The 9,485-nt window shown below is 74.5% G+C and carries 5 protein-coding genes, 1 rRNA gene and 1 pseudogene; 5 read left to right on the forward strand and 2 right to left on the reverse strand.

Going from position 1 to position 9,485, the window contains the following annotated elements:
- Window positions 1-76 (forward strand): 5S ribosomal RNA (gene rrf, locus HS99_RS38645); the annotation flags it as partial.
- Window positions 77-143: 67 nt separating this feature from the next.
- On the opposite strand, the gene HS99_RS38650 is transcribed toward rrf, so the two are convergent.
- Both HS99_RS38650 and HS99_RS42950 read right to left on the reverse strand, forming a co-directional pair.
- Window positions 144-1,493, reverse strand: coding sequence for an eCIS core domain-containing protein (locus tag HS99_RS38650; protein ID WP_030557620.1), 1,350 nt, complete (start codon window positions 1,491-1,493; stop codon window positions 144-146).
- 324 nt (window positions 1,494-1,817) lie between these two features.
- The gene (locus tag HS99_RS42950) at window positions 1,818-3,278 is read right to left on the reverse strand and encodes a COG1470 family protein (protein WP_030557618.1); all 1,461 of its coding nucleotides are present in this window, start codon (window positions 3,276-3,278) and stop codon (window positions 1,818-1,820) included.
- Window positions 3,279-3,411: 133 nt separating this feature from the next.
- On the opposite strand from HS99_RS42950, the gene HS99_RS38660 reads away from it, so the two are divergent.
- The 4 genes and pseudogenes from HS99_RS38660 to HS99_RS38680 all read left to right on the forward strand — a co-directional run.
- On the forward strand, window positions 3,412-4,152 hold the full coding sequence (locus HS99_RS38660) for a helix-turn-helix transcriptional regulator (RefSeq protein ID WP_030557617.1): 741 nt from the start codon (window positions 3,412-3,414) through the stop codon (window positions 4,150-4,152).
- A 160-nt stretch (window positions 4,153-4,312) separates the two neighbouring features.
- Complete coding sequence (locus HS99_RS38665; protein ID WP_078938622.1) at window positions 4,313-7,558, forward strand: DUF11 domain-containing protein; 3,246 nt, start codon at window positions 4,313-4,315, stop codon at window positions 7,556-7,558.
- 460 nt (window positions 7,559-8,018) lie between these two features.
- Window positions 8,019-8,717 carry a Pvc16 family protein gene (locus HS99_RS38675; RefSeq protein ID WP_030290296.1) on the forward strand — a complete coding sequence of 233 codons (699 nt, stop codon included), beginning with the start codon at window positions 8,019-8,021 and terminating at the stop codon, window positions 8,715-8,717.
- Window positions 8,714-9,485 (forward strand): annotated as a pseudogene (locus tag HS99_RS38680) (ATP-binding protein); the annotation flags it as partial. The gene HS99_RS38675 and the pseudogene HS99_RS38680, both read left to right, overlap by 4 nt.

A 9,485-nucleotide genomic window follows, 5' to 3' on the forward strand; every position in this document is an offset into this window, starting at 1 on the left:
GAACCCGGAAGCTAAGCCTCACAGCGCCGATGGTACTGCAGGGGGGACCCTGTGGGAGAGTAGGACGCCGCCGAACAATCATTCAGAAAAGCCCCTGATCCTTTGGATCAGGGGCTTTTCGCATTTCAGCTCGGCGTCGGGCGTCACTCCGACAGGTCGACGTTCCAGGTGAAGTCCCCGGCCGGGGAGGCGACGATGGGGGACGGCTGGTCAGGGTGCTCGGGGTCGAACTCCGAGTGCAGGGTGTGGGTGACCTCCGGGCTGGTCCAGGCGGGCATGGTGCGGCTCCAGGGGCCGGCCGCGTGGGCGACCTTCCAGCGGAAGGAGACCTGGTAGGACCTCAGCCAGTACCCGGCGGTCATCCGGGCCGAGGTGGAGAAGCCGGGGTTGTCGTTGAACTCGATCATGTTCTGGGCGTTGTTGATGACCGCGTTGTTGTACGGCGGGCGGTAGGGGCCGTCCTGCATCCAGGGGCGGCTGGACGGCGTCGCGGGGAAGTCCGTCCCCGACCGCACGATCTGGACGTTGGAGTCCTTGACCTCCTGCCAGAAGTGGTAGTTGGTGGCGACCTGCTGCGGGGCGCCGGGCGGGTTCCGCAGCCGTGCCACCTGCTGGAAGCCGATGCTCTGGGCGTCGTCCAGTCGCTGGGTGGCCGGTCCCTCGTACTCCGAGGTGAACTCCAGGACGGGCCGGTTGAGGTCGAGGTTCGCGGCGCGGGCCTTGCCGCGGGTCGTTCGGCCGGAGGGTTCGGACAACTCGGCGGCCTCTGCCTTGCGCTTGGGCGGCATCCGCTGCACCGGTGCCTCCGCTGCCCCGGGCGTCCTGGAGGCGTAGCCGGGCCCGGCCTCCGCCCCCGCGTGGACGAGCGGCGCCGCCAGGGCGCGGACGGCGTTGGCCTCGGCCTCGCGTTCGTAGCGGTCGGACGGGTCGGACACCCGTAGGCCGTCGCCGCGGTCGGTGCCCGCGACCGGGCCGCTGCGCTGCTGGATGACGTGGGTGAGTTCGTGCGCCAGGGTGTGCCGGTCGCCGCCGCCTGCTCCGAGCACCACATGGTTGCCCGAGGTGTAGGCCCGGGCGCCGACCTCGGCTGCGGACGCGCGGGCCGTGCTGCCGGTGTGAAGCCGTACGTCGGAGAAGTCGGCGCCGAGGCGGCACTCCATCTCGTGGCGGGTGGTGGCGTCCAGGGGCTGTCCGACGGTCCGCAGCACCTGGTGCACCAGGGAGCGCTGGAGCGGCAGTTCCCCGTGCTCACCGGAACACCCGGCGCTGCTGGAGCCCCTCGCGCTGCTGGAACAACCGGAACCGCCGGAGCGACCGGAGCCGTCGGCCCCGTGCCGGGTCCGTTGGACCAGCCGGGTCACCGCGGCGTTGCCGATGGACCGTTGCAGGGCGAGCGCGGTGCCGGACCTCGGGCCCGGGCCGGGGCGCACCGCGCGGGTGGCGGCGGGGGCGGCGGCCGGGTCGGTTCGCCGGTCCGGCTGGTGGCTGCGCACGAAGTCGGGTTCCTTCCCCCTTGTGGCGATTCGGTGCGTATACGGCCCCGCAGGCATCTTTGGTGCGGGAACAGGGCAAAGCTACTGCTGTACTGAGGGGATGTCAGCGGCGTCTGCGGGGGCGGTCCGCTTGCCCCGGAGGGCCTGTCGGGCTTCCCCGGAAGGGCAGGTGGGCGCGGTGGGCGCGGTTCGCGGGGCTTGCCGGTAGGTGTGCGAACGGGCCATGGTTGCCGACGGGTAGTTGACATGGTCGCGAGGCGCGGGAGGAGATGCGAATGGGCGGCACTGTGGAGACGGAGGGGGAGGAGCGCCCCGTGCCCCGGTTCAGTTCCCCTGCTTGATGTCGCTCAGCGCCCCGCTGATGTTGAGGAGTTCGTGGCAGGCTTCCGCCTGCTTGCCCGAGGCCGGAGTGCCCGGCGACTCGCAGGTCACGGCCGCGGTCACAGCCTGGTCCTCGGGGACCTGGATGGGAGTCACCCAGTGGTAGTCCTGGTTGCGGAAGGTCTCCAAGGCGATGGTGGTGATCGTCTGCTTGCCGGCCGTGATGGTCAACAACCCTTGATCGCCCTGGAAGTTGGCGACCACGATGTCCGTGATGTCGAACACCTTGCCGTGCGGCACCTGGTAGTTGCCGGTGGACGAGGCGCCGCTGGCGGTCTGCACGTCGATGGTGGCGGAGCTCTGCCGTCCGGTTCCGGGCTCGGCCAGGCCCGGACCGACGGCGTGCCCGCCGGTGCTGGGCTGGCCGCCGCCGGGCTTGCCCTGGCCGCCGGGGTTGCCGGGGTTGCCGCCGGAGGCTGCCGAGGGTGCACCACCTGGTGCGGCGGCGCTCGCGGCCGGGGTGGCGCTCTGCTGGGCGACGGCCTGCTCGGCGGCCTGCTTGGCGGAACTGCGTACCGCCGGCCGGACCAGGGCGAACCAGGCCAGCAGCAGCGCGAGCAGCGCCGCCAGAAGGGCGAGCAGCCACTTCGGGAAGATCGGCAGTTGGATGAACTCGCCGTCCAGCAACGGCTGTTGAAGGGGCGTGGGGACTTCGGTGGAGGCGGCCCTGCCCGTGCTGCCGGAACCCTTGCCGTCCTTGGCGTCCTTGGCGTCCCTGCCGTCGCCGGCGCCCTTGGCGTCGGGGGCGCCGGTACCCGTGGCGGCCGAGGCCTCGCCGTCGGCGCCCTTGCCGGTGGCGGCCTGCTCCGGGCCCACCGTGACCTCGAACGGCCAGGAGGCCGGTTTGCCGAACCAGATCAGCTTGCGGGCCCGCGCCTGCAGCCGCAGCTCACCGGACTCGCCGGGTTCGAGGCGCAGCCGTTCCGGGGTCGCCCGGAACCGCAGCTCCTCGCCGGCCTGCCCGGGCGTGAGGACCACGGTGCCGGGGGTGTTGCCGAGATTTCGTACGGACGTCCGGTAGCGGCCGCGCAGCCAGCCACGGCGGCGGCGGGGCGCGAGGGCGGCCTGCAGTTCGTGGAACGGCGTCACGGTGACGGTGGTCTCCGGAACCGTCACCAGTTCGGGGCGCTCGGTCGGCAGGATCCGGATGCCGAGCGGGAACTCACCTGCCCGGGCGGCGGGCGAACGCGGTGGAGCGAGGCGCACCGTCACCGTCTCCGACGTCCCCGGGTAGAGCGAGACCCGGGCCGGCTCGACCGTCGTCCACGCGGCGCAGTCGCCGACCACCTCCAGCGTGTACGCCTCCACGATGTCGAGGTCGTTGCGCACCGTCAGCGTCGTGGTGGCCACGCCACCGGGCGCCACCGTCAGCGCGGGCAGGCCGAGTTCGGCGGATGTGGTCATGGCGTGACGGTAGGACCGGCGGACCGTCCGCGGAGAGGGCCGTACGGGCAAGCCGTGGGCACACCCCTTGCCCGTACGGACCGACCGACCCTGCCCGGCACCGCCGCAGGTCCACTGGAGAATGGAGAGTTCGATGACGTCGACCGAAGCACCCCGGGGCGAAGCAGCCACCACCCACCGGCCCCCGGTGGTGCCACGTTCCGGCAGCGCCCGCCCGGCCGCCCCCCGCATCCCGGTCCAGAAGCGTAGGCCTGCCCAGATACCCGTGGCGGTGTACGCCGAGGACGTCATCCTGCAGACCGGCGTGGTCCAGCAGCTGCGCCAACGGCCCGAGGTGGAGCTGCTGAGCGAGGACGAGGCTGGCCGGGCGGAGGTCTCCCTGCTCGTGGTCGACGCCCTGACCGAGGCGGTGGCCGAGAACCTGCGCAGGCTGCGGCTCGCCACCTCCGGCCGAATCGGCCTGGTGGTGGGGCAGTTCGAGGCCGGCGGGCTGCAGACGATCGTCGAGTGCGGGGTCGCCGCCGTGCTGCGCCGCTCGGAGGCGGACCAGGACCGGCTGGTGCACCTCGTCACCGCCCTGGCCAACGGCGAAGGCGTGATGCCGGGGGACCTGCTCGGTGAGCTGCTCGACCGGATCGGGATGCTCCAGCGCACCATGCTCGACGGGCGGGGCCTGACCCTGTCGACCCTGACCGCCCGGGAGACGGAGATGCTGCGGCTGGTCGCCGAGGGTTTCGACACGAGTGAGATCGCGGCCAAGACCTCGTACTCCGAGCGGACGGTCAAGAACGTGCTGCACGAGATCATCACGCGGCTGAGGCTGCGCAACCGGGCGCACGCCGTGGGGTACGCCATGCGGCGCGGGCTGATCTGAGACGGACGGACGACCGCCCGCCCCGCCTGCCGGTGCCGTGGCGGCCTGCCCTTTGGGGCACCGGTCGTTACCCCCGGCTCGGGCGCCCCGGCCCTGTTCCCGGGAGCCCGAGCCGGTGAGACTGCCGGGAGACCGCCCCTGCCACCCTGTGAGGTCGCGCGTGACCGCCGCCACCGGCACTCCCTGCTCCATCCGGCGGCCGGCCCGGGCCGCCGTCGCGGTGCTGCTCGCGCTGGCGGCCGCCGTGCTGACGCTCGGCTCCGCCCCCGGCGGACCGGGCGGCCCGGCCGCCGCAGCCGAGGACCCGTCCGGCGGCCGGATCGTCTACGCCGGCACGAACCACCGCGGCCTCGGCCGGGTGACCGGCCCGGAGGCCAGCACCCCGCTGTTCGGCCCCGGCCCGGTCCACTTCGACCAGGACCCCTCGGCCCGCGGCGACGAACTGGTCTTCACCAGCCTGCGGGACGGCTCGCTGCCCCAGGTGTACCTGCGCGACGCGACCGGTTCGCTGCGCCGCCTCACCACCGGCATGGACACCGCCCACCCGGCGCTCGCCCCGGACGGCAAGGGCGTCGTCTTCGAGGCCCTGGAGCCCAGGAAGGACGGCAGCTCCCAGCACGTCCTGTGGGCGGTCGAGCGGGACGGCAGCGGGCTGCGCCGACTCACCGACGGCACGGCCGACGAGACCCACCCGACCGTGTCGCCCGACGGCCGGTGGGTCGCCTACGCCTGCGCCGGCGAGCCGGGGCACATCCAGATCTACCTGCGGCCGTTCACCGGCGGCGCGCCCGTCAAGGTCACCAACGTGGCCAGCGGGGACGCCGTCGACCCGACCTGGAACCCGGTGAACGACGACGCGCACCGCAACCAGATCGTCTACACCTGGGACCAGGGCGACAAGGGCCGCACCCTGATGCTCACCTCGCCGACCGGCGGGGACAAGGCGTTCTTCCCCGGTACCGGATCCACCTGGAGGAGCGGCTCCGCCTCCTGGCTGGCCGACGGCAGCGGAGTCCTCTTCCTCAGCGCCGACCGGCTCGCCCCCAAGACGCAACCCCAGCCGGCCGACCCGGCGCAGCCACCGGTGGTGAACCTGTACCGGGCGCCGACCTGCGACTGCACCGACCCCCAACTCCTCTACAGCACCAACCGGTTGATCGCCACACCGACCTGGCTCGGACCGCAGAACGGGGGCGGCCCGGTGGTCGAGCAGACCAGCGCCGCCGCCGCCAACGTCGCCGACGTCCAGGACGTCCGACCCGACGGCGCCGACCCGCGCGACCTGGGCATCAGCGTGCTCACGGAGGACCCGGCCGCCGACACCAACACCAACCCCGACCCGGCCGCCGACCCGCTCTTCCACCCCCGCCCCGGCTACGACCCCTGGTACGAACGCCAGACCTACACCCCCGACGGGCGGCAGATCGTGGTCACCCGCTACGAGGACTCGTCCGCCGGCCGGATCCAACGGATCTGGCTGGCCGACGCCGACGGCTCCGACCCGCACCCGATGAACCTCGCCGGGCGCGGCCCGACCGACCGGGACACCGATCCCTCCCTCTCCCCGGACGGCAGGCTGATCGTGTTCAGCCGCAGCACCCCGGGCAGCGGACGGGGACCCGCCCGCCCGGGCCGGATCGTGATCGCCCAGGTCGCCACGGGCGCGATCGTCGGCACCGTCCAGCCGCCGGCCGACCAGGCCGGGGCCGCGGACGACGAACCCTTCTGGTCCCCCGACGGCAAGCTCATCGCCTTCTCCAGGACCGCCGTGATCAACGGCAACCCCGGCAACCGGCACATCTGGACCGTGCCCGCCGACGACCTCGGCCGGCAGAACGACCTCAGCCGCACCGCCTGCCCGGGCAGTTGCAACGTCATCGACGACAGCCCAGCCTTCTCGCCCGACGGCCGCCGGATCGCCTTCAACCGCAAGGCCGGTGACGGCGGGAACAACCGGCAGGACGGGGTCGTGGTCACCACCCCGACCGGCCAGGACTGCACGGTGGTCCTGCCCGCCGGGCTCGGCGATGGCGCCTGCGGCCGGCCGCTGCCCGACCGCTCCAGCGGTCCCTTCCAGCCCCGCGACGTCGCCTGGACGGCCGACGGCGGGCAACTGGTGCTCACCTCCCGGCGCGCCGCGCCGCCGAACTCCCCCGAGGGCCTCAAGGTCTACGACTTCGCGACGGCCAAGCTGACTCCGCTCGACTGGCGGCTTCCGGGGCGCCAGAAGGAGCCGGCCGTCCAGCGGTCCGTCCACCTGACGCTCAGCGCGCCGCCCCGCACCCCGGCCGTCCCCGTGGACGGCGGCACCGACGTGACGATCACCGTCACCAACCAGGGCCCCGCACCCTCGCCCGGCACCGTCCTGACGGCCTCGGTGCCGACCGGGGCCCGGCTCGGCAAGCTGACCAGCCCGGTCGGGCAGTGCGACGCGGCGGCGCTGCGCTGCGAGCTCGGCACGCTGGCACCGGGCGCGCAGGTCCGGGTCACCGGCCGCCTGATCGGCACCCGGGTCGGCGACCAGCCGTTCGGCTGGAGCGTCACCGGGGCGGTGGTCGATCCGAACCCGGAGAACGGGTCCGCCGAGACGATCCTGCCGGTGCTGGACCCGCCCTCGCCGACACCCACGCCCTCGCCGACACCCACGCCGTCCCCGACCGCCCCGCCGACTCCGAGCAGGGGCCCGAGCCCGACGCCCACCCCGAGCACTTCGCGCACTCCCGTGCCGCCGCCTCCGGCGCCCGCGCCCGCACCGCCGCCGCAGGCCGGCCCCGGCGTGGCGGTCGACGCCCAGCCCGATCCCGGCTACGTGGGCGGCCACGTGACCGTCAGCTACACCGTGCGCAACACCGGCCAGGCCCTGGCGACCGGGCTGCGCCTGACCCTCGGCCTGCCCGCCGGAGTGCCCACCGAGGCGCTGCCACCGGGCTGCCGGGACGGCAGCTGCCAACTCGCCGACCTGGCCCCCGGCCGCAGCCAGGTGGTCCGGGTGGTGCTCTCGCCCGTGGCCGCACTGGACACCACCGTCACCGCGGAACTGACCACCACCGGCACCGACGCCACCGCGGGCCCGCACCGGGCGAGCACCCCACTGCGCATCCTGCAGCCCCGTATCGTCGCCGTGCCGCCGATCGGCAAGCCCGGCTTCGTGACCTCCGTCCGCGGCACGGACTTCCCGCCCGGCGCGCCGGTTCGCTTCACCTGGCAGCCCGGGATCACGGCCGCCGCGGCCCCCACCTACCCGAAGGCGGACGGGACCTTCGCGGGCCAGCTGCTGATCCTCCCCAAGGACGAGACCGGCCCGCGGACCATCACGGCCGACGGCCCGGGCTTCTCCCCGGTGACCACCCCGTTCCTGGTGGTGGAGGGCAGCATCGGCCCGCCGGGGGAGGTGGAGCGGCGGTGAGTGGGGAGGCGGCCGCGCGGGCTGTGGCGGTCCGTGGCCCGGCGGCCCGCTGCACGTTGCAGCCGGGCACCGCCGCGGGTCCCGGCCGCCCGAGGCGCGGCGGGAGCTCTGCGGTCCAGCTGTTGACCGTTTCCACGGGCGCGACCGGGCCCCGGATACGACCCCGCCCTGGCGGGAGAGGGCAGCCCCGGCTCGCTGGGGGAGGAGGAACGGCAGTGAATCACCGGTCGGACGTACGGGCTGAGGCCCGATTGGCCGGGTCCGGGAGCGGGGTGGCCCTTGCCGTGTCGGCCCAAGAGCCGGCGGGCGGCATCCGGGCGTGGCCTCCGTTGGGCGGCGGGGTGACGGTGCGTCAGGTCCGGTTGCCGGAAGGCGGCGCCGGGGTGGTGGTCGAAAGGCTCCCCCGGGGCTCGGCGGGCCGTGTCCGGGTGTGCGGTGTCGGCAGGGAGATGGGGACCCGGTGATCCATGAGGTGGACGAGGCGTTGCGGTCGCTGCTGGGCGAGGCCGGGCTGCCGGAGCGTGGGGTCGAGGTGGTGTTCGACGCGCCGACCCGGGACCTCGCGGCTCGGCGCACCGCGCCGACGGTCAGTGTGTTCCTGTACGGGCTCCGCGAGGAGACCGGGCGCCGCCAGGCCGGCGCCGTCGCCGAGTACGACGAGGACGGCGTGGTGGTCGGGCACCGACCCGCGCCCCGCTGGTTCGAGCTGGGCTATCTGGTGACCGTCTGGACCAACCGCCCGCAGGACGAACACCGGCTGCTGGCCGAGGTGTTGCAGTGCCTGACCGCCGTGGACGCGCTGCCCGCCCGGCTGCTCACCGGGTCGCTCGCCCGGCTCGGGCTGACCGTCGGGCTGGACATTGCCGGTCGCGACACCGGCCTGCCGTCGGTGTCCGACGTCTGGTCCGCGCTGGGCGGGGAGTTGCGGCCCTCGATCGATCTCCGGGTGCTCGCCCCGCTGCCCGGCGGGCTCGCCCCCGCCGGGCCGCCGGTCACCGAGGGGCTGGTGGTGCGGGCCACGGACACCACCCGGGAGAGCGAGCCGGGCGGCCGCCGGCTGCGCTACCACGGCGCCGGGGACCCCGGGACGGACGGCTTCGCCGCGCCCAGGGAGCGCGTTCTGCCGCCCGGCCGCAGGACGCGGGGCAGGGCGCGATGAGCCTCGACCTCGCACAGGCGGTCAACGGCGCGCCGCCCGCCCGGGACCACCTGTGGGAGCGGTTGCACCGGGTCGAGCAGCGGGTCCGGGCGGCGGTGCGCGAACGCCGGGCCGACGATCCGGACCCGGACGACCCGTACCGCGGCCAGTACCTCGGCCCGGAGGCGGTGGAGCGGATCCTGGCGTCCTCCGCCGCGCCGGGCTTCGCCGTTGCTGCGGAGGGCAACACGGTGGACGGCACCGCGGACGCCCCGCCGCCCGGTTCCCGGCTCGCCCGGCTCGGCGCGGACTTCGGCCTGCTCCCCGTGGACCTCGACCTGCTGCTGGTGGCCCTCGCCCCCGATCTCGACACCCGCTTCGAGCAGCTCTACGGCTACCTCAACGACGACCTGACCCGCCGCCGCGCCACCGTCGCGCTCGCCCTCGAACTGTGCGGACTGCCCGGGGCGGGCGCCGGCCGCTTCCGGTTCTCCGCCCGGGCCCCGCTGGTGGCCGGCGGTCTGCTGGAGGTCACCGACCCGGAGCGCCCGCTGCTCTCCCGCAGCCTGCGCGTGCCGGACCGGGTGACGGCCCATCTGCTCGGCGACGACGAGCCGGACGACGCGCTCGCGGGCCTGGCCCGTCGCGCCGATCCGCACACCGGGGCCGACCCGGAGCCCCTCGACCACCTGAGCGCGGTCGTGGCCGCGGCCGCGGCGGCCGGCGGGCCGGTGATCGGCGAACAGGGCGTCGGCAAGACCCGGCTGCTCCAGGAACTGGCCGGCGGAC

Origin of the sequence: Kitasatospora aureofaciens (genome assembly GCF_001188955.3) — a bacterium.
Lineage (GTDB): Bacteria > Actinomycetota > Actinomycetes > Streptomycetales > Streptomycetaceae > Kitasatospora > Kitasatospora aureofaciens.